General features: G+C 51.2%; 18 protein-coding genes. 9 read left to right on the top strand and 9 right to left on the bottom strand.

Features of this window, described 5'->3' with window-relative positions; translation table 11 throughout:
• Positions 1–4: 4 nt before the first annotated feature.
• Positions 5–1,468, bottom strand: coding sequence for a beta-barrel assembly-enhancing protease (bepA, locus tag M975_RS13600; RefSeq protein ID WP_064560242.1), 1,464 nt, complete (start codon positions 1,466–1,468; stop codon positions 5–7).
• Between the two features lie 211 nt (positions 1,469–1,679).
• On the opposite strand from bepA, the gene M975_RS13595 reads away from it, so the two are divergent.
• The gene (locus tag M975_RS13595; protein WP_064560240.1) at positions 1,680–2,750 is read left to right on the top strand and encodes an AI-2E family transporter; all 1,071 of its coding nucleotides are present in this window, start codon (positions 1,680–1,682) and stop codon (positions 2,748–2,750) included.
• 53 nt (positions 2,751–2,803) lie between these two features.
• Here M975_RS13595 and bcp read toward each other — a convergent pair whose 3' ends face one another.
• Together bcp and M975_RS13585 are read right to left on the bottom strand one after the other, a co-directional pair.
• Positions 2,804–3,274, bottom strand: a complete 471-nt coding sequence (bcp, locus tag M975_RS13590; protein WP_064512983.1) for a thioredoxin-dependent thiol peroxidase — start codon at positions 3,272–3,274, stop codon at positions 2,804–2,806.
• A gap of 14 nt (positions 3,275–3,288) precedes the next feature.
• On the bottom strand, positions 3,289–3,846 hold the full coding sequence (locus M975_RS13585) for a glycine cleavage system transcriptional repressor (protein ID WP_209438133.1): 558 nt from the start codon (positions 3,844–3,846) through the stop codon (positions 3,289–3,291).
• Between the two features lie 145 nt (positions 3,847–3,991).
• Here M975_RS13585 and dapA point away from each other — a divergent pair, with 145 nt between their 5' ends.
• The 7 genes from dapA (at position 3,992) to M975_RS13550 (ending at position 11,189) form a co-directional block, all read left to right on the top strand.
• Positions 3,992–4,870, top strand: a complete 879-nt coding sequence (gene dapA / locus M975_RS13580; RefSeq protein ID WP_064560238.1) for a 4-hydroxy-tetrahydrodipicolinate synthase — start codon at positions 3,992–3,994, stop codon at positions 4,868–4,870.
• Between the two features lie 16 nt (positions 4,871–4,886).
• On the top strand, positions 4,887–5,921 hold the full coding sequence (bamC, locus tag M975_RS13575; protein ID WP_064560236.1) for an outer membrane protein assembly factor BamC: 1,035 nt from the start codon (positions 4,887–4,889) through the stop codon (positions 5,919–5,921).
• Positions 5,922–6,028: 107 nt separating this feature from the next.
• Positions 6,029–6,742, top strand: a complete 714-nt coding sequence (purC, locus tag M975_RS13570; RefSeq protein WP_064560234.1) for a phosphoribosylaminoimidazolesuccinocarboxamide synthase — start codon at positions 6,029–6,031, stop codon at positions 6,740–6,742.
• Positions 6,743–6,875: 133 nt separating this feature from the next.
• Positions 6,876–7,751, top strand: coding sequence for a KPN_02809 family neutral zinc metallopeptidase (ypfJ, locus tag M975_RS13565; RefSeq protein ID WP_064560232.1), 876 nt, complete (start codon positions 6,876–6,878; stop codon positions 7,749–7,751).
• A gap of 15 nt (positions 7,752–7,766) precedes the next feature.
• Positions 7,767–9,791, top strand: a complete 2,025-nt coding sequence (locus M975_RS13560; protein ID WP_064560230.1) for a tRNA(Met) cytidine acetyltransferase TmcA — start codon at positions 7,767–7,769, stop codon at positions 9,789–9,791.
• A gap of 74 nt (positions 9,792–9,865) precedes the next feature.
• Positions 9,866–10,564, top strand: coding sequence for an esterase (gene ypfH, locus M975_RS13555; RefSeq protein ID WP_064560228.1), 699 nt, complete (start codon positions 9,866–9,868; stop codon positions 10,562–10,564).
• A 106-nt stretch (positions 10,565–10,670) separates the two neighbouring features.
• Positions 10,671–11,189, top strand: coding sequence for a phosphoribosyltransferase (locus tag M975_RS13550; RefSeq protein WP_209438132.1), 519 nt, complete (start codon positions 10,671–10,673; stop codon positions 11,187–11,189).
• 96 nt (positions 11,190–11,285) lie between these two features.
• On the opposite strand, the gene M975_RS13545 is transcribed toward M975_RS13550, so the two are convergent.
• The 3 genes from M975_RS13545 to M975_RS13535 all read right to left on the bottom strand — a co-directional run bounded on the left by M975_RS13545 (position 11,286) and on the right by M975_RS13535 (position 13,127).
• Positions 11,286–11,477 carry a YpfN family protein gene (locus M975_RS13545; protein WP_034459091.1) on the bottom strand — a complete coding sequence of 64 codons (192 nt, stop codon included), beginning with the start codon at positions 11,475–11,477 and terminating at the stop codon, positions 11,286–11,288.
• A gap of 161 nt (positions 11,478–11,638) precedes the next feature.
• Positions 11,639–12,766: a succinyl-diaminopimelate desuccinylase gene (gene dapE, locus M975_RS13540; RefSeq protein ID WP_064560226.1), complete on the bottom strand. Its 1,128-nt coding sequence runs from the start codon at positions 12,764–12,766 to the stop codon at positions 11,639–11,641.
• A 4-nt stretch (positions 12,767–12,770) separates the two neighbouring features.
• A complete protein-coding gene (locus tag M975_RS13535; RefSeq protein ID WP_064560224.1) occupies positions 12,771–13,127 on the bottom strand; it encodes an ArsC family reductase in 357 nt (118 codons plus the stop codon).
• 409 nt (positions 13,128–13,536) lie between these two features.
• Here M975_RS13535 and ypfM point away from each other — a divergent pair, with 409 nt between their 5' ends.
• Entirely contained in the window at positions 13,537–13,596 is a 60-nt protein-coding gene (gene ypfM, locus M975_RS22980) for a protein YpfM (RefSeq protein ID WP_087867655.1), read from the top strand.
• Positions 13,597–13,700: 104 nt separating this feature from the next.
• Here ypfM and acrD read toward each other — a convergent pair whose 3' ends face one another.
• The 3 genes from acrD to narQ all read right to left on the bottom strand — a co-directional run bounded on the left by acrD (position 13,701) and on the right by narQ (position 19,353).
• Positions 13,701–16,817, bottom strand: a complete 3,117-nt coding sequence (gene acrD, locus M975_RS13530; RefSeq protein ID WP_064560222.1) for a multidrug efflux RND transporter permease AcrD — start codon at positions 16,815–16,817, stop codon at positions 13,701–13,703.
• A 149-nt stretch (positions 16,818–16,966) separates the two neighbouring features.
• Positions 16,967–17,611: a nitrate/nitrite response regulator protein NarP gene (gene narP / locus M975_RS13525; RefSeq protein ID WP_064560221.1), complete on the bottom strand. Its 645-nt coding sequence runs from the start codon at positions 17,609–17,611 to the stop codon at positions 16,967–16,969.
• A 26-nt stretch (positions 17,612–17,637) separates the two neighbouring features.
• Positions 17,638–19,353, bottom strand: coding sequence for a nitrate/nitrite two-component system sensor histidine kinase NarQ (gene narQ, locus M975_RS13520; protein WP_064560219.1), 1,716 nt, complete (start codon positions 19,351–19,353; stop codon positions 17,638–17,640).
• Positions 19,354–19,526 lie beyond the last annotated feature (173 nt).

Genomic DNA, 19,526 nt, shown 5'->3' with positions numbered 1-19,526 from the left:
CCTGTTACATCTTCGAATACTGTAGGAAGCGTTTTTGCAATTCGCGGAACTGATCGATTCTCGCGTCATAACGCGCCTGCTGCAAGCTGCCTAATTTCACTTGTGAACTGGCGCTACTGAGCAGCGAGATAGCCTGATCGAGTCGCCCGACAAGTGCCATGACTTCGGCACGCGCGGCCAGTTCCTGATCGCGATGGCCTAAATCTGCTTGAGTCTGTGCCAGCAAATCCCAGGCATTACTGTCATCCGGGTGTGCAAACGTATAGCGGTTCAGGATCTCAGCCGCCTGGTTTGGCTGGCCCGACTGAACGTAAGCGTTGGCAAGGTTAAGTTGCAGCACCGGGTTTTGTTTCAGATCCGGTGCGCTCTTCAGGCGGTTGATAGCCTGCGCAGGTTTCTTCAGGCCCAGATCGATATCGGTGGCTAAGTCGAGATACCACGCGTTGCCTGGCTGAGCGGCCAGCAGAGGTTGCAACAGTTTATTCGCCTCATCCCATTTATCAGCGCCCATTGCCTGTAGCGCACGGCCATAAATGGCAGCGTGCTGCTCGCGGATATTCCCTTTCGACCAGCCATCCAGCAGATCACTGGTTAACTGATTTCGACCAGAATTGTACATGCCAAGCGTACGTGCTTTTGCCATGTAAAAATCTTCGGAAGATTGCACAACCACCGGGCGCATTTGGTTCGCTCGGTTACGGGAATCGGACAGACGGCTTTCTGGTAACGGGTGAGTCAGCAAAATTTCTGGTGGACGAGATGAATAGCGTGATTGATCGAGCAATTTCTCAAGGAAAGTTGGCATCGCCTGCGGGTCAAAACCCGAGCGCTGCAACACTTGAATGCCGATGCGATCTGCTTCCTGCTCGTTTTGCTGAGTGAAGCTGATCATCCCTTGTTGCGTCCCGGCGAGCGTTCCACTTAACGCTGCCATACCCGCTTGTGGGCTGGCCATCGCCAGTAAAATTGAGCCTAACGCACCTACCCATGTCAGCGGCGCGTTCTTTTTCTGATCTTCCATCGCTCGCGCCAGGTGGCGCTGCGTGACGTGTGAAATTTCGTGCGCCATAACTGATGCCAGCTGACTTTCGTTATCGGCGTAACGGAATAACGCGGAATGGAGCACCACATTGCCGCCAAAGAAGGCAAAGGCGTTGATTTCGTCGTTGTTGATCAGAAAGAAATGAAAGGGTGTCTTAACGGAGTCGGCATGGCTAACCAGGCGCATCCCCAGTTTGTTGATATATTGAACCAGTAAAGGGTCGTTGATTAATGGGGCGCTGCCGCGCAGTTGGCGAACATAATAATCGCCCATCTGCATTTCCTGGCCGATTGACAGCGTGCTTCCTGCGGAGGTTCCCATATCTGGCAGTTGATCGGTAACATCCGCAAAGGCTGAAGTTGCCGGACCCGCAAGCAAAGCTACCATCAGTGTTGCAACCAGCGATTTTTTCAACTGCTTGAACATACGTCCTGTCCTGTTTAATCAAAGTTAATCTTCGACATGTATTACGCGATTTTGTTCGCATGCAAAAATGAACTGTAGCCCACCGCATGACTGAGACCTATCTTATCTGCGACAAATTTAAACTGCCATGGAACGGAGATAAAAAGCGAAGTCTTTACTGTGACATTTAGATACAATCTCTCCTCGCACAATGCTGTCAGGGAAGGGATGTATGCTTGAAATGTTGTTGCAGTGGTATCGACGACGGTTTAGCGACCCGGAAGCTATCGCGCTATTGGTTATTCTGGTTGCCGGGTTTGGTATTCTGTTCTTCTTCCATGGACTGTTAGCGCCGCTGTTAGTGGCGATTGTGCTGGCTTATCTGCTTGAGTGGCCGACAGCGCGGCTCCAGCGTGTAGGGTGCTCCCGAACCTGGGCGACCACGATTGTTCTGGTGCTATTCGTCGGCATTTTGCTGTTGATGGTGCTGGTGGTTGCTCCCGTCGCCTGGCAGCAAGGTATCTATCTGATACGCGACATGCCGGGAATGCTCAATAAACTTTCTGATTTTGCCGCCACGCTGCCGAAGCGTTATCCGGCGTTGGTTGATGCAGGCATTATTGATGCCATGGCCGAGAATATGCGTGGGCGCATGATGGGCATGGGTGATCAGGTCGTGAAGTATTCTCTCGCATCATTAGTGGGCCTGTTAACGCTGGCGATTTACCTGGTGTTAGTGCCGCTGATGGTGTTCTTCCTGGTCAAAGATAAAGAGCAGATGCTGAATGCTGTGCGCCGTGTGTTACCACGAAATCGTGGGCTTGCGGGGCAAGTATGGTTGGAAATGAACCAGCAAATTACTAACTATATCCGTGGCAAAGTATTGGAAATGCTGGTCGTGGGCGTGGTGACGTACATCGGCTTTGTGGTTTTCGGGCTGAATTATTCGCTGTTGTTGGCGGTGCTGGTGGGGTTCTCGGTATTGATCCCTTACATCGGCGCATTCGTGGTGACCATTCCGGTTGTCTGCGTGGCGTTGTTCCAGTTTGGTCTGGGCACAGAATTCTGGACGCTGTTTGCCGTGTACTTAATCATTCAGGCACTGGATGGCAACTTACTGGTACCGGTTTTATTCTCCGAAGCGGTCAACCTGCATCCGTTAGTCATTATCTTATCGGTAGTGATTTTTGGCGGTCTGTGGGGGTTCTGGGGGGTATTCTTCGCCATTCCACTCGCCACGCTGATTAAAGCAGTGGTGCATGCCTGGCCGGACACATTACTGACAGACGAACCATCAAGTTAGAGACAGTAAAAAGCCGACGTAAAGTCGGCTTTTTTAATATTTACGTGCAGCAATTAAGCGTTTTCTTTCAGCCAGTTCACCACGATATCGTGATGGTTGCTGGTTTTGAAATCATCAAACACTTTTTCAACTTTCCCTTCACCATCCAGCAGGAAGCTAATACGGTGGATGCCATCGTAGGTTTTGCCCATAAAAGATTTCTCGCCCCACACCCCAAATTGCTCGCAGACCTGATGGTCTTCATCAGAAAGCAGGGTGAAGTTCAGTAACTCTTTTTCAGCAAAACGTGAAAGTTTCTCTGGTTTGTCGGTGCTAATACCCAGCACTTCCACACCGCTTTTTTTCAACGCATCCATGTTGTCGCGCAAGCCACATGCTTGCACGGTGCAGCCTGGCGTCATCGCTTTAGGATAGAAATAAACCAGAACGCGCTGTCCCTGGAAGTCGGTTAAATTTATTTGCTCGCCGTCTTGATCAGGCAAGCTAAATTTCGGTGCGCTATCACCGGCTTTCAGTGGGCTCATTACAACTCTCCGTCTTAATCATCTTGCTGTGGATAATTCACAACGTTAATACTGCCCTGTGCTTTGAGTTCTGTACAGAGGGCCTTGAACGCATCTTCAATTACACTCGCATCCTGTGAGCCAGGACTATGAGCTGTCATCTGAATATAGAGCTGGGGTGGTTTACCATCCTGCGCCGGTTGCGTGCGCGAACTGAGCTCGGCGATATTCATTCGATGCACATCAAACAAATTTGTGAAGCGCTCGATTAAATGCGGCGAGTCCGTCACTTCGACCTGAACCCAGACAGTCGCTGGCATTGCCGGTCGTTCTTGCGCAGCTGTGCGCTTCATCACAATAAGCAAATCCAGTTCGGCGCCCTTCAGTGGGAGCGTCGATTCAATCAGGGTAATGGCATTCCAACTGCCCGACAGCAGCATAATAAACGTGAACTCTTCACCGAGCATAGCCAGGCGACTGTCTTCAATATTACAGCCGCAACTGCTCACATGGCGGGTGATGGTATTAACAATACCAGGGCGATCCGCCCCCAGGGCCGTAATGACCAAATAATGGTGTGGTGAGGGAGTCAAACGTATTCTTCCTGTGAATCGGTGAGATATCATAAGGAAAGCATAAAAAAAACTTGCGTACAACCGTGTAGCGTCACCTGGTGACTTGCTTTTGATCATGCACCAAACGTACCATTGAGACACTTGTTAGCACAGAGGATGGCCAATGTTCACTGGAAGTATTGTCGCGCTTGTGACGCCGATGGATGAGAAAGGTAATGTCTGCCGGTCAAGCCTGAAAAAACTGATTGATTACCATGTCGCCAGCGGAACGTCGGCGATTGTCTCGGTTGGGACCACCGGAGAGTCTGCTACGTTGAGTCACGACGAGCACGGTGATGTGGTACTGATGACCCTGGAACTGGCTGACGGCCGTATTCCGGTTATCGCAGGGACTGGCGCGAATGCCACCTCTGAAGCTATCTCGCTGACAAAGCGTTTCGAAAACAGCGGAATTGTGGGCTGCCTGACGGTTACGCCATATTACAACCGTCCAACCCAGGAAGGGCTGTATCAGCACTTCAAAGCTATCGCTGGAAGCACCGACCTGCCGCAGATGCTGTATAATGTGCCATCTCGTACTGGTTGCGACATGCTGCCTGAAACAGTCGGTCGCCTGGCGAAGATAAAAAATATTATTGGTATCAAAGAAGCAACCGGGAACTTAACACGAGTAAACCAGATCAAAGAGCTGGTTGAAGATGACTTCATCCTGGTTAGCGGCGATGACGCCAGTGCGCTGGACTTCATGCAATTGGGTGGCCACGGTGTGATTTCTGTGACGGCAAACGTAGCCGCGCGTGAAATGGCAGAAGTGTGTAAACTGGCTGCCAATGGGCACTATGCGCAAGCGCGCGTTATCAACGAACGTTTGATGCCGCTGCATAATAAATTATTTGTAGAACCCAACCCTATCCCGGTCAAATGGGCTTGTAGGGAGTTGGGACTTGTGGCAACCGATACCTTACGCCTGCCAATGACACCGCTGACTGAAGCCAGTCGCCCGGTGATTATTAGTGCGCTTAAGCATGCTGGTTTGCTGTAAAGTTTAGGGAGATTTGATGGCTTACTCAGTACAGAAGTCGATGGTGGCGAAAGTTGCAGTGGTTTCGTTAGCTATGCTGTTAGCAGCATGCAGCACTGACCAGCGTTATAAGCGCCAGGTCAGCGGTGACGAATCCTACCTGGATGCAGCACCCCTCGCGGAAATCCACTCCCCGGCTGGGATGATCCTGCCGGTGCAGAATGGTGAATATAATATTCCGGTCACCAACGGCAGCGGCGCAGTAGGCAAACAGCTGGATATTCGTCCGCCAGCTCAACCTCTGGCATTGGTCAGTGGTGCTCGTACTCAGTTTACTGGCGACACCGCAACACTGATGGTTGAAAATGCGCGTAGCGCAACGCTGTGGCCACAAGTTGTCAGCGTCCTTCAGGCGAAAAACTACGGCATTGATAAACGTGATGACACGAGCCAAACCCTGACCACTGACTGGGTACAATGGAGCCGTGCTGATGAAGATCAGCAATATCGTGGGCGCTATCAAATCAGCGTGAAACCTCAGGGCTATCAACAAGCCGTGGTGGTTAAACTTCTGAACCTGGAACAGGCTGGCAAGCCGGTTTCTGACGCAGCGTCGATGCAGCGTTACAGCTCAGAAATGCTCAACAGCATCAGCGCCGGCCTGGATAAAACACAGACCGACCAGCAGAACGCGAAAGACAGCCGTGTATCAACGCAACTTGATGTTCAGAGTGCTGCTGATGACACAGGCCTGCCAATGCTGGTGGTGCGCGGTCCGTACAACGTAGTGTGGGGTCGTTTACCGGCAACACTTGAGAAAGTGGGAATGAAAGTCACTGACTCTACGCGTTCAACGGGCAGCATGGCTGTAACTTACAAACCATTGTCTGATAGCGGCTGGCAAGATTTAGGGGCGAAAGACCCAGGTCTGTCCAGTGGCGACTATAAACTGCAAGTAGGCGACCTCGATAACCGCAGCAGTCTGCAGTTCATCGATCCGAAAGGTCACACGCTGACGCAGTCTCAGAACGATGCTCTGGTAGCCGCATTCCAGGCAGCTTTCAGCAAGTAACATTTAAAGGCCAGAGCTCTCTGGCCTTTTTTCTGATAGGCTACGCAAACGTGTGCGTAGCCACGGATAGCGGAATTTTTAGTTAAATCACACCTGGAGTAAGAAAGATGCAAAAGCAAGCTGAGTTGTATCGTGGCAAAGCGAAGACCGTATACAGCACGGAGAATCCGGACCTGTTGGTGCTCGAGTTCCGCAATGATACGTCAGCAGGAGATGGTGCACGCATCGAACAGTTCGACCGTAAAGGCATGGTGAACAACAAGTTCAACCATTTCATTATGGCTAAACTGGAAGAAGAGGGCATTCCTACGCAAATGGAAGCATTGCTCTCCGACAACGAAGTGCTGGTGAAGAAGCTCGATATGGTGCCGGTTGAGTGTGTTATCCGCAACCGTGCAGCGGGTTCTCTGGTCAAGCGTCTGGGCATTGACGAAGGTATTGAACTCAATCCACCGCTGTTTGACCTGTTCTTGAAAAACGATGAGATGCATGACCCGATGGTCAACGAATCTTATTGTGAAACCTTCGGCTGGGTGAACAAAGAGAATCTGGCGCGTATGCGTGAGCTGAGCTACAAAGCCAACGACGTGCTGAGCAAACTGTTTGACGATGCGGGTCTGATCCTTGTCGATTTCAAACTCGAGTTTGGTCTATTCAACGGTGAGGTCGTACTGGGTGATGAGTTTTCCCCTGACGGTAGCCGCCTGTGGGACAAAGAAACCCTCGATAAAATGGACAAAGACCGTTTCCGCCAGAGCCTGGGTGGCCTGATTGAAGCTTATGAAGAAGTGGCTCGCCGTATTGGTGTAAAAATCGATTAAGTTTCCTGCGTAATTATTTTAAAAGCCGAATGTGTTCTCACATTCGGCTTTTTCACATCTTGTTTCTTATGGTAATTGTCGAGTTATCCGCCTACGATCTATTGATTACAAGTTGTGAACAATGGAGTCACCTATGCGTTGGCAAGGTCGTCGTGAAAGCGACAATGTTGATGACAGAAGAAATAACGCTTCCGGACCGAGCTTTGGCGGCGGAGGCGGCGGGTTCCGCTTACCTGGCGGTAAAGGCGGTATCATCATATTAATTGTTGTCGTGGTGGCGAGTTACTACGGCGTCGATCTCACCTCAATGTTAGGTGGGCAGCCTGTCCCGCAACAGCAATCCTCACAGCGATCTATCAGCCCTAATGATGATGAAGCGGCTAAGTTCACCTCGGTCATTCTGGCAACCACGGAAGATACCTGGGGCGAGATTTTCCAGAAGATGGGCCGGACTTATCAGCAACCTAAACTGGTGATGTACCGTGGCGCAACCCGCACCGGCTGTGGTACAGGCCAGTCCGTTATGGGGCCGTTTTACTGCCCGGCAGACAGCACGGTATATATCGATCTCTCGTTCTACGATGAAATGAAAAGTAAACTGGGTGCAGATGGCGATTTCGCGCAGGGCTATGTCATTGCCCATGAGGTTGGCCACCACGTCCAAAAATTATTAGGGATTGAACCGAAAGTTCGTCAACTCCAGCAGGGCGCAAGCCAGGCGGAAGGCAATCGTCTTTCTGTAAAAATGGAATTGCAGGCAGACTGTTTCGCGGGTGTCTGGGGCAACAGCATGCAGAAACAAGAAGTGCTGGATGCCGGTGATTTACAGGAAGCGTTGAATGCCGCGGAAGCGATTGGTGATGACCGCCTGCAACAACAAGGGCAAGGGCGCGTCGTTCCTGACAGCTTCACTCATGGTACTTCGGAACAACGTTATACGTGGTTCAAGCGTGGTTTCGACAGCGGTGACCCGGCGCAGTGCAACACTTTTGGTAATGCCGTTAAATAACGAGATGTGACAAGGATGCAAGGCATGGAACAGCTCAGGCAAGCAACCGCCAGCATGAATGATGCTGGCATTCGTCGCATGATTATTCTTGCAGGTGAAAGTGCATGGAGCAGCCAGCAAGTGCACTCTCTGGCCAGGCAATTACCCGGTGATTGGTTGTGGGTGGGTGCCGCTCCTGAATTGCCGCTGCACTGTGCAACCACAGCCATGCGCACCTTGCTGGGCCGTGAGTTTCTACACGCTGTTTTTGATGCCAGGAATGGGCTCGATGCCGAAGCTCTCGCGGCTCTTGCGGGCACGCTCAAAGCGGGAAGCTGGTTAGTGCTGCTGGCCCCCGACTGGCACGCCTGGCCTATGCAGCCTGATTGCGACTCAAACCGCTGGAGTGAACAAGCCGAAGCCATTCCCACACCCCATTTTATTGCTCATCTACAGCACTGCATCAATGCCGATAACGAGTGTGTGCTCTGGCAGCAACATCAGCCGCTACACATTCCTGATTTCTCTTTGCGCCCACAATGGCATGCTGCTAGTGGTGCGCCTTTCGATGAACAAGCCGCGATTCTGGACGAACTGCTAAATATGCCTGCGGGCGTTGCGGTGGTTACTGCTCCCCGCGGGCGTGGTAAATCAGCGCTGGCGGGCATGCTACTGCGCAAAATTCCGGGGGCTGGGTTGGTCACCGCGCCGGGAAAAGCGGCGACGGATGTGCTCGCTGAGCATGCGGGCGATGGCTTTAACTTTGTCGCACCTGACGCACTGCTTGCCAACCCCGATGCATTTCAGGCCGACTGGCTCATCATTGATGAAGCCGCAGCACTTCCGGCTCCCCAGCTACGCCAGCTAATTTCCCATTTTCCTCGGGCTTTACTGACCACAACGGTGCAGGGTTACGAAGGGACAGGGCGTGGGTTTGTACTTAAATTCTGCGCAAGTCTCGACGCACTGACGCGTTACACCCTTTCAACTCCGATTCGTTGGGCTAGCAACGACCCGCTGGAAAAGCTGATCGACGCTGTTTTGTTGTTTGATGAAATCGACATAACGGCAGCGCCACACGGTGCTGTCTCTTTGCAGGTCATTGAACGCAACAGCGCGTTACAGCCGTCGCAGCAACTGCAACAGATGTACCGTCTGCTGTCCGGTGCCCATTACCGCACCACACCGCTGGACTGGCGTCGCATGCTGGATGCGCCAGGTCAGCATTTTATTGCCGCGACCTGCAGCGAGGAAATTATTGGCGCGACCTGGCTTGTGGAAGAGGGCGGGCTGACTGACAACCTGAGCCGCGCGGTGTGGGCAGGTTTTCGGCGGCCACGCGGGAATTTAGTCGCCCAGTCGCTGGCGGCACATGGTGGTAGCCCGAGGGCGGCAACGCTTAAAGGGTTGCGGGTCAGCCGTATCGCGGTGCATCCGCTGCGCCAGCGTCAGCAAATCGGCCAGCAGATGATTGCTGGTGCGAAAAATTACGCACAAAATGCGGCGGACTATCTTTCAGTCAGCTTTGGTTTTACTGATGAGCTATGGCGTTTCTGGGAAAGCTGCGGGTTCGTTCTGGCGCGTGTAGGCAGCCATCGCGAAGCCAGCAGCGGTTGCTATACCGCTATGGCGTTACTGCCACTGACTGAGCAAGGAGAGGCGCTGACTCGCCATGAACAGCAGCGTTTAGCGCGGGACATTCGCTGGTTGCAACCGTGGATTGACCAGCCGCTGCCGGTTATTCCTCGTGAAGAGGCGGCGCTAAACCGTGATGACTGGCTGGAGTTAGCGGGTTTTGCTTTCGGGCACCGCCCGCTGGAATCCTGTTTAGGTTCCCTGAACCGCCTGTTGCTCGCCAGTGATTTGCCGCTCAATGCGCTACGCGGGCGCGTGCAGCAATGCCTGAGTGTAGACTCTCTTTGCCAGCAATGGCGCATATCCGGGCGCAAAGCCTTGCTGAGCGTGATGCGCCAGGAAGTGCAAAAGGCGCTGGAAAAACTTGATGAGCAAGAGTGTGTTGCATTGAAAAATACGCTTTTGCAATTGCAATTTTTCCACTAAGTCGTTCAGTTAAATGGCATGGTCATCACTATTCGTCGGCGTATAGTCAACTCCAGAAACTTAAGGAGAACACCATGAAACACGAACATTTTATCGTCCAAAGCCCTGCCACGCCGGCAAAGCAACTGATGTTGTTATTTCATGGTGTTGGCGATAACCCTGTTGCAATGGGTGAAATCGGTAGCTGGTTTGCACCGCATTTCCCGGAGGCGCTGGTGGTTAGCATTGGTGGCCCAGCACCCAGCGGCCATCATCAAGGTCGGGAATGGTTTTCTGTTGCGGGAATAACGGAAGAGAACCGTCAGCAGCGGGTAGATGCCATTATGCCCACGTTTGTTGAAGTGGTGCGTGACTGGCAGAAACACAGCGGTGTGCCTGCAAATGCCACCGCACTGATCGGTTTCTCACAAGGGGCCATCATGGCGCTTGAGAGCGTGAAATCACAGCCGGGGCTGGTTTCTCGTGTGGTGGCTTTTAATGGTCGTTACGCACAACTTCCGCAACGCGCTTCAACCGCGACCACCATTCATTTGATTCATGGCGATGTTGATAACGTGATTGATGTGAAGCATGCCTTTGATGCTCACGAACAGTTAACTCAGTTGGGCGGTGATGTGACGCTCGATGTGATTGACGATTTAGGCCACGCGATTGACGACCGCAGTATTCAGCTTGCGCTCGATCACCTGCGTTATACCGTGCCGAAGCACTATTTTGATGAGGCTCTCAGCGGTGGTAAGCCGAACGATGATGATATTGTTGAGTTCCTTTGAAAACCCCGTCTGAGTGAAGCCCCCAGCCTGTAGGCTAATCTGGACAGTAAGGGTTTTAACGAATGCTGAATGTGTTGATTACTCTAATAACTAAAGGGAAATTTCTATGAAACATGAACATATTGGTGAAATCATAGTGAGTGAATCGGCTATTGCTGAGGGTGTGACGAAGGTTGCAGCACAACTCAACCAGCATTTTGATGACGCGGTCATTATTACGGTTGTACCGGGCGGGATCCTCTTCACTGCTGACCTGACCCGGCAGTTAGAGTTTGATATTAATATGGATTATATTGCCTGCCCGCATACGCCAGGCGACAGAAATAATAATTCAGCGATAGTTTTCCATCAGAATATCGATATCAGCGGTCGGGATGTCATCATCATTGATGATGCTATTGAGTCAGGCGGAACGATGAAGCGCCTTGTTCAATTTATCCTGGAAAACCACACGCCTAAATCGGTTAGCGTTGCTGTTCTTTTTGTCAAACCGGGTCGGGTAGATATCCCCGTCAGACAATATTATGCGTATGAGATGGAAAATGATGACTTACTGATTGGATATGGCATGCCATGGGAAAATAAGTACAGAAATCTGCCTTACGTAGCCAAATTAAAACGTTAAGTTTTGACTGCTTGCCTTTAGACACTGGCCTGAATGCCAGAAACACGAAGGGGGGCGGTGGTTTGAAAAGCGGGGATTTCCCCGCTCATTTGTCAGTTAAGGCTTTTTCTTCGGAAAATCGTCTTCGTCATCCCACTTGTCGTTGAAGTCACGATGCGGGGGTAACTCGGGTTTATTCGCCATATATTTTTTCGGATCAATACGTTTCAGATCCTTAATAACATTCAGGAAAATACCGAGCAGCAATACCAGTACGATGATCCACCAGTAGTGTGATAGCCATTCCATGCGTATAACCTCTTTCGCCTTCTTACTTGACGTTGTAGAGGCGTTAGCTGCACTCACTTACCCGAATCACTGACTCAACTAAGCTCATCGGGATAAGCACCCTGGCTGCCTTGCTACAACGCCAATTAATTTGGCTATGAATTAATGTTAATTGCAGCCTGTCAGGCGACAAGCTGTTCCATAATGCGTTGATACATACGGGCCAGCAGTTGTAGGTCAGCGGCGTTAACACACTCATTAATCTTATGAATAGTCGCGTTCACCGGCCCAAGTTCCACCACCTGCGCACCCATACGCGCGATAAAGCGCCCATCTGACGTGCCGCCAGTGGTCAACAGCTGCGGTCTAATTTCATTATAGTGCTCAACTGCATTCACTACCGCATCGACCAGCTTTCCGCGTGACGTCAGGAACGGTTGGCCGGAAAGCCACCAGTCGAGGGTGTAACGCAGTTGGTACTTATCGAGCAGGGCAATCACGCGTTGTTTAATATCTTCGTCAGTCAGCTCCGTGCTGAAGCGGAAGTTGAACTGCACGTAGAGATCGCCTGGGATAACGTTGTTACTGCCGGTCCCGGCCTGAACGTTGGCAATCTGCATGCTGGTTGCCGGGAAGAACTCATTGCCCTTGTCCCATTCGATAGTGACCAGTTCGTTCAGCATTGGCGCTGCGCGATGAACCGGGTTATCAGCCAGATGCGGGTAAGCAACATGACCCTGCACACCGTGAACTGTGAGGTTACAGGTCAGTGAGCCACGGCGGCCGTTTTTGACCACATCGCCCACCACTTCGGTACTGGACGGTTCGCCAACCAGACAGTAATCGAGCCTTTCACGGCGAGCCATTAATGTTTCGACGACTTTTACAGTGCCATTTTTGGCACTGGCTTCTTCATCAGAAGTGATAAGAAATGCAAGGCGGCCTTTATGATGCGGGTTCTGCGCGACAAAACGTTCAGCGGCAACAACCATCGCGGCCAGCGACCCTTTCATGTCTGCGGCGCCACGGCCAAACAGCATGCCATCGCGGATAGTGGGTTCGAACGGCGGGTTAATCCAGCGGTCTGCATCACCTGAAGGCACGACGTCGGTATGGCCAGCAAACGCCAGCGTTTCGCCTTTTCCTCGCCATGCCCAGAAGTTTTGTGTATCGCCAAAATCCATGTGCTCAATAGTAAAACCAATGGCACGTAGTCGCTCAATCATCAGCGCCTGGCAGCCTGCGTCATCAGGGCTCAGAGAAGGGCGGCGGATAAGCTGTTGCGTCAGCTCAATAACCGGGCAAGACATAGCTCTACACCTCGTTGATAAACTTCTTATAATTCGATTCATTGAAACCCAGCAGCATAGGCTGACCGGGCGCGTAGAGCAATGGGCGTTTGATGATTGCAGGCATTTCGAGCATCAGCGCGGCGGCGGTTCGGGCGTCGGTAATCGTTGCGCGATGAGCTTCATCGAGCTTTCTCCAGGTCGTCCCACGCGTATTCAATAATGCTTCCCAGCCTAACTCGGCAATAAAACTATTCAATAAACTGGCATCCAGGCCGTCAGCGCGATAGTCATGAAATTGATACTCCACACCTTGAGTTTCCAGCCAGCGGCGGGCTTTCTTGATGGTGTCGCAGTTTTTAATACCGTAGAGAATTATCACGTCGCCAATCCTTATCTTTAAAAATGATTTTTTATGCAGGTAATTAGAATAAATAAAATGATAAAAAAGTCGCAAGGAAAAATATAGCTCAATTGCTAATCTAAAAGTGAGGTAATAAAATTTGTTTTTCCGGGGTGAGTCATTTTTCATCATTTTAATGAGAGCGTTTTCTTTTTTCAGTCAACTGCAGCAGACCAGTGTTTATGCGCTGTTCCGGGTAGAATCCGAAAGTTGACGAAACACTTTGTTTCAGATCCTGCATCACATTATTAAATATCTGCTGAGCTAATAATTAAGCTAATACGCAATCGACTACCCATTTTTTCTGGTCAGTAAAGCAACAGAGTCACGTCGCTTCACTCCTGACAGGGGATTACGTATAATTAAAGCAATAATAAGTGAGGCGGTTATGATTGAACACGAACTAGGGAACTGGAAAGATTTCATTGAAGATATGCTTCGTAAATGATCTGACCGGGTATTAAAAATAATCAGGGCATGAAGCTCTTAATCTCAATACTCTTTGATTTAAGCCATACAAGAAGCGACCCTTTCAGGTCGCTTTTTTGTTGGTTAGCTTTCCGAATGTTCGTTGAGCGGGAATCTTCTGCGCACCAGTACAAAGAATAAGGGTACGAAGAATATCGCCAGCACCGTCGCTGAAATCATCCCACCCATGACCCCGGTCCCAACCGCATGCTGGCTACCGGAGCCCGCACCGCTGCTGGTGGCCATTGGCAACACGCCGAAGATAAACGCCAGTGATGTCATCAGTATTGGGCGTAAACGTTGGCGACAGGCGTCGAGCGTTGCGGCAACCAGTTCGCGGCCTTGCGCATTCATATCGTTGGCGAACTCAACAATCAGAATGGCGTTTTTAGCGGCCAGGCCAATGACTGTTAACAGCCCCACCTGGAAGTACACGTCGTTTTCAAGCCCTCGCATCCAGGTTGCCAGTAGCGCACCAATCACACCGAGCGGAACAACCAACATGACGGAGAATGGCACCGACCAGCTTTCATAAAGCGCCGCCAGGCACAAGAACACCACTAATAACGAGATGGCGTACAGCGCCGGAGCCTGTGCCCCTGATAGCCTTTCCTGATAAGACATGCCCGTCCATTGCAAGCCAAAACCAGCCGGTAATTTCTGCACCAGCTGCTCCATAATATCCATTGCCGTCCCGGTGCTGACGCCAGGTGCGGCTTCCCCAACGATTTCTAGCGATGAATAGCCGTTATAGCGTTCCAGGCGCGGCGAACCCGATTCCCAGTGAGAGGACGCAAAGGCTGAGAATGGCACCATTCCGCCGTCTTTGTTGCGCACATACCACTGGTTAATATCGTCCGGCAGCATGCGGTATTTGGCATCAGCTTGTACATACACCTTTTTCACGCGGCCACGATCCATAAAGTCGTTCACGTAGCTGGAACCCCAGGCGGTTTGTAGCGTGTTGTTGATATCCGCAATGGAAACGCCTAACGCCTGTGCTTTACGTTGATCAATATCGATCTGCATTTGCGGGCTGTCATCCAGACCGTTGTGGCGCACGCGGGTGAGTGAGTTATCATTTCCCGCCATATCAAGCAGCTGGTTACGGGCTTGCATCAGTGCCTGGTGCCCGGCACCGGCGTGATCCTGGAGCTCCATATCAAAGCCCGCAGCGTTACCCAGGCCGTTAATCGCCGGTGGGCTGCTGGCAATAACCTGAGCTTCTTTGATTTTACGAAACGCTTTGGTCGCCCGTTCAATAATGGCAAAGGAACTTCCGGTATCAGAATCCCTGTCATCCCAGTTCTTCAGGCGGATAAACATACGCGCTACGTTCTGCCCGTTGCCCCCAGGTCCTGCACCAATAGTGGAGAACACTGAAAGGACATTGGCCTTCTCTTGAGTCAGGTAATACTGTTCGATTTTTTCAACGACTTTCGTCGTCTGCTGCTGTGTGGAACCGCTGGGTAAAACCACCGAGGTGGTGAAAACGCCAGTGTCTTCAAGCGGCAGGAAGGAGGTTGGCAGGCGCATAAACATGAACACCATGCCGGCCAGCAGCAGGACATAAATCAGCATCCAGCGCACGCTGCGGGCAAGTATTCTCCCGACGCCATGTTCATAGCGCTCGGCGTTGCGGTTAAACATGCGGTTAAACCAGCCAAAGAAGCCTTTCTGACCGTGTTGTTCACCTTTATGCAGCGGTTTAAGAAGTGTTGCACATAGGGCTGGTGTCAGTATCAGCGCCACTAAAACAGACAGCACCATGGCGGAAACGATGGTTATTGAGAACTGGCGATAAATCGCCCCGGTGGTGCCGCCGAAGAAGGCCATTGGCACGAACACGGCGGAAAGCACCATCGCAATCCCGACCAGTGCGCCTTGAATCTGGCCCATAGATTTGCGCGTCGCTTCTTTAGGTGATAACCCTTCCTCGCTCATGATGCGTTCGACGTTTTCCACCACCACGATGGCATCATCTACCAGTAAACCGATCGCCAGAACCATCGCGAACATGGTCAGGGTGTTAATACTGTAGCCAAAGGCGTAGAGCACCGAAAACGTGCCCATCAGTACTACCGGCACGGCGATAGTCGGAATCAGCGTCGCCCTGAAATTCTGCAAGAACAGATACATCACGAGGAATACCAGCAAGATGGCTTCCAGTAATGTTTTCACGACGTCTTTAATCGAGGCTTTGACGAATGGCGTGGTTTCGTAGGCGATTTTTGCTTTCAGTCCATGGGGGAAATATTGCGAAAGCTCATCAATTTTCGCCCGCGCCAGCGCATCAGTTTCCATTTCGTTGGCACCCGATGCCAGTTTAATCCCAAGCCCTGACGCTGCCTGCCCGTTATAGCGGCTCAGGAAGTCGTACTTTTCTGCGCCTAGTTCTACGTCTGCAACATCTCCGAGCGAGACAACTGAACCATCCTGATTCACACGCAGAGTAATATCTTTAAACTGTTGCGGTGTTTGCAGCAGCGACTGAGCATTGATGGTGGCATTGAGTGCTTGCATATCAACAGATGGCGTTCCACCGAGTTGCCCCACGGCAATCTGGGCGTTTTGCGAACTGATGGCATCCACCACATCCTGCGTGGTCATCTGGAAACTGGTGAGTTTGGTCGGGTTGAGCCAGATGCGCATCGAATATTGCGAGCCGTAAGCATCAACGCTGCCCACCCCATCAATACGGCTGAGCGGGTCCTGAATATTACTGGCAACGTAATCGGCAATATCTTGCTTATCCATACTGCCGTCTTCAGAAACAAACGCCACCATCAAAATATTGGTATCGCCCGTTTTATTGACCGTAACGCCTTGCGTTTGTACAGCCTGTGGCAGTTTGCGCAATGCAGACTGCAACTGGTTTTGCACCTGCTGCACCGCTTCATCAGGGTCGGTACCGGCTTTAAAGCTCAGAGTAATGGTCGCCTGGCCGGCGCTGCTGCTCTGGGAGGACATATACATCATGTTGTCCAGCCCGGTCATATTCTGCTCGATAACCTGAGTGACCGTGTTTTCCAACGTTTGTGCAGACGCACCAGGGTAGTTCGCAGTGATTCGCACATTTGGCGGCGCGAGGTCGGGATATTGCTCTACGGGCAACGAAAAAATAGCCAGTGCACCGGTAAGGCACAAAATAATGGCCAGCACCCAGGCAAAAATGGGGCGATTAATAAAGAAATTCGCCATTCAGTCAGGACCTCGTCAGTACTTCAGATTGTGATTATTGATACCAGTTGTCACTGTAGCCTTAACAGCAAGCCCAAACGTGGAGGAAATAAGGAGATAATGTAAATTATTTTCGTGCTATGTAGATGTTTTACCTGTTGAAACAGGGCTCAGAAGCCCCGGTTTTCAAGGAAAAGTACTGTAGCCGCGACGCGTGAACGCACCTGAAGTTTACGCAGCAAATTGCGTATATGCACTTTCACTGTCTCTTCTGAGATATGCAGGCCAGAGGCAATCTGCTTGTTTGACAAACCCTTAGCGACTTCCTGCAAGACATCCAGTTCACGCTCGGTTAATACGGCAAAAGGGTCGTCAGTGCGTTTGTCGGTGCTGCGGGTGCGTAAGTATTCAGCCACTTGCTCACTGTAAGCTTCGCCTTCAGTTGCGCCACGGTGAATATCTTCCAGCAAGACATCCGGGTCGCTGTCTTTAAGCAAATAGCCATCAGCACCAGCATCTATCAGGGTAAAAATATCACTGCGTGAATCAGAAACGGTCAGCACGACGATACGGGCACTGACGCCATCACGGCGCAGGGCATTTAGCGTATCTAACCCGCTCAAACCTTTCATATTCAAATCGAGCAAAATCAGGTCAGGAGCCAGGCGATTGGCAAGACTAATCGCTTCTGCGCCGCTGCTGGCTTCACCCACCACACTAAAGCTGTCATCCATTTCCAGCAACTGGCGGATGCCACGACGCATTAACGGATGATCATCGACGATTAATACCTGGCAGACATTTTTCTCACTCATCACAACTCCCAATCAAATTATTATCGTTATAGGTTCATCGGCGTTTCATGTGTCGCCTGTTCTGACTGCGGCGAACGGAAGTTCATCGTAATCAACGTCCCCCCCTCTGCGGGGCGGGAAATAGTCAGCTCGCCACCTAAACGGGCGGCGCGTTCATGCATAATATTCAATCCGTAATGCCCTTCAGGTTCCGTCAGGCTGGCAATTCCACTGCCATCATCAAGAATATTCACAGTATGGACCCCGGAAAGGGATGTACAACAGCTTACGGATATTTTACGTGCCTGAGCATGTTTAATCGCGTTTAACACACCTTCACGGATAATCTGCAATAGATGCACTTGTTGCGAGGCGTCCAGCGCCTGGGTTGGGATATGGCAATCGAGCGTTATCTCAGCCTCAGTCTGGTTGCGCAGCGGGGCAATCATCTCCTGCAATGCCGAAGGTAAATCGGCTTGTTGAAGCGTCAGGCGGAAGGTCGTTAACAGTTCACGTAGCTGGCGATAGGCATCGTTCAACGCCTGGGAAAAATCGCCAATAATACGTTGTGCAGGCAAGTTTTCTGCCGGTACTGCGCGTTTGAGTAACGTGAGCTGGATACGTAAATATGAGAGCACCTGTGCCAGCGAGTCGTGTAATTCCCGGGCAATCGTCGCGCGTTCTTCCATCAGCAGGAGCTGTTGGTAGTGCTTTTGTGCCTGGTTGAAATAAAGGCCACGGCCGAGCATATTCGCCAGACTTTGCATCAACGCAAGCGGTGGAACACCCGTTGGAGCCTGCCAGCGAAGCAGCCCTAACTCTTTATCCTCAAGCACAATCGGCAATGTTTGCCATGTTGCACTATCTTGTTGAATACCTTCTTGTATCGTCCAGTTCTCCCCTGTCTTCATCTCCAGATAATTGACCGGTGTTTTCTGGCGCACCTGCTGTAAGACGCGGGTAAAACAGTGTTGATCGATAGTGCTGACGGTTAACGCTTGTGAGCAGGCGTACAGCACTTCCAGCGTCTGGTTTGCCTCCTGCAAATCGAGCGTTTTTTCCTGCACACTCTCTTCAAGCGAACGATAGAGCTTATGTAATTCGCCCGACATACGCGTGAAAGTCTGCGCCAGCAACCCCAGTTCATTCGGTAATTGGGTATTTAATGGCGGGTAATCGAACTCACCGCGTTCAATCGTGCGACTGGCCTCCATAAGTTTGTTCAGCGGCGCCACCACCTGATGGCGAAAACGGCGCAGGGTAAAAAAGACCAGCGTAAAAATGGCAATAAAACCCACGACCGAGGCCATCACGACCTGCATCATTTTGCGTTCGGCGTAGTGCTGAAGGGCGAGAACAAACAAATCTATTTGTGCCACATAGCTGGAAATATTGGCCTGGTACCAGGCTAAATCACCGCTGCGGATATGTTTTTCCATCTCCAGCCAGGCGTTATTAATGATTTCAAAGCGGTTGCTAACTTCCGACGGGACCCAGAACTTTTCAATTTTAAGCAGTGCAGGCGAGCGTAGCGACTGGCTGTATTGTTCAAGGTGCATATCTAAATGCGCGCGGTCGCCCTGTAAATCATAGCCAAGGCGATAGCTTTGCATACGCAATGAACCGGCGACATTTACCGCTTCCGCGTCACGCAGACTGCTGGCCAGGGTTAACATCGCAATACCCGTAGAAAGCAGCGACAGCAGAACGATGTAGAAGAAGGCGCGGGCAAGGCTAGTGGAGACCGAGCGTTTAACTATCAACTTTAATACCTTTAGATACGATAGAGAGCGAAACGTACCAGAAACGGGCCGTGCCACAAATTCTGGTTGCTTATATTTGGGCGTATCTTCCAAAACGGCCCTCAAGAATTAACCTGGTGACATCAGAAGCATAACGGCTGCACAACAAGGTGGTGCAAAACGATGTTTCATTA

It is taken from the genome of Buttiauxella brennerae ATCC 51605, assembly GCF_001654925.1.
In the GTDB taxonomy this organism is placed as follows: domain Bacteria; phylum Pseudomonadota; class Gammaproteobacteria; order Enterobacterales; family Enterobacteriaceae; genus Buttiauxella; species Buttiauxella brennerae.
The sequence above is the reverse complement of the archived record's forward strand: the minus strand, read 5'-3'. Positions and strand labels throughout refer to the sequence as shown.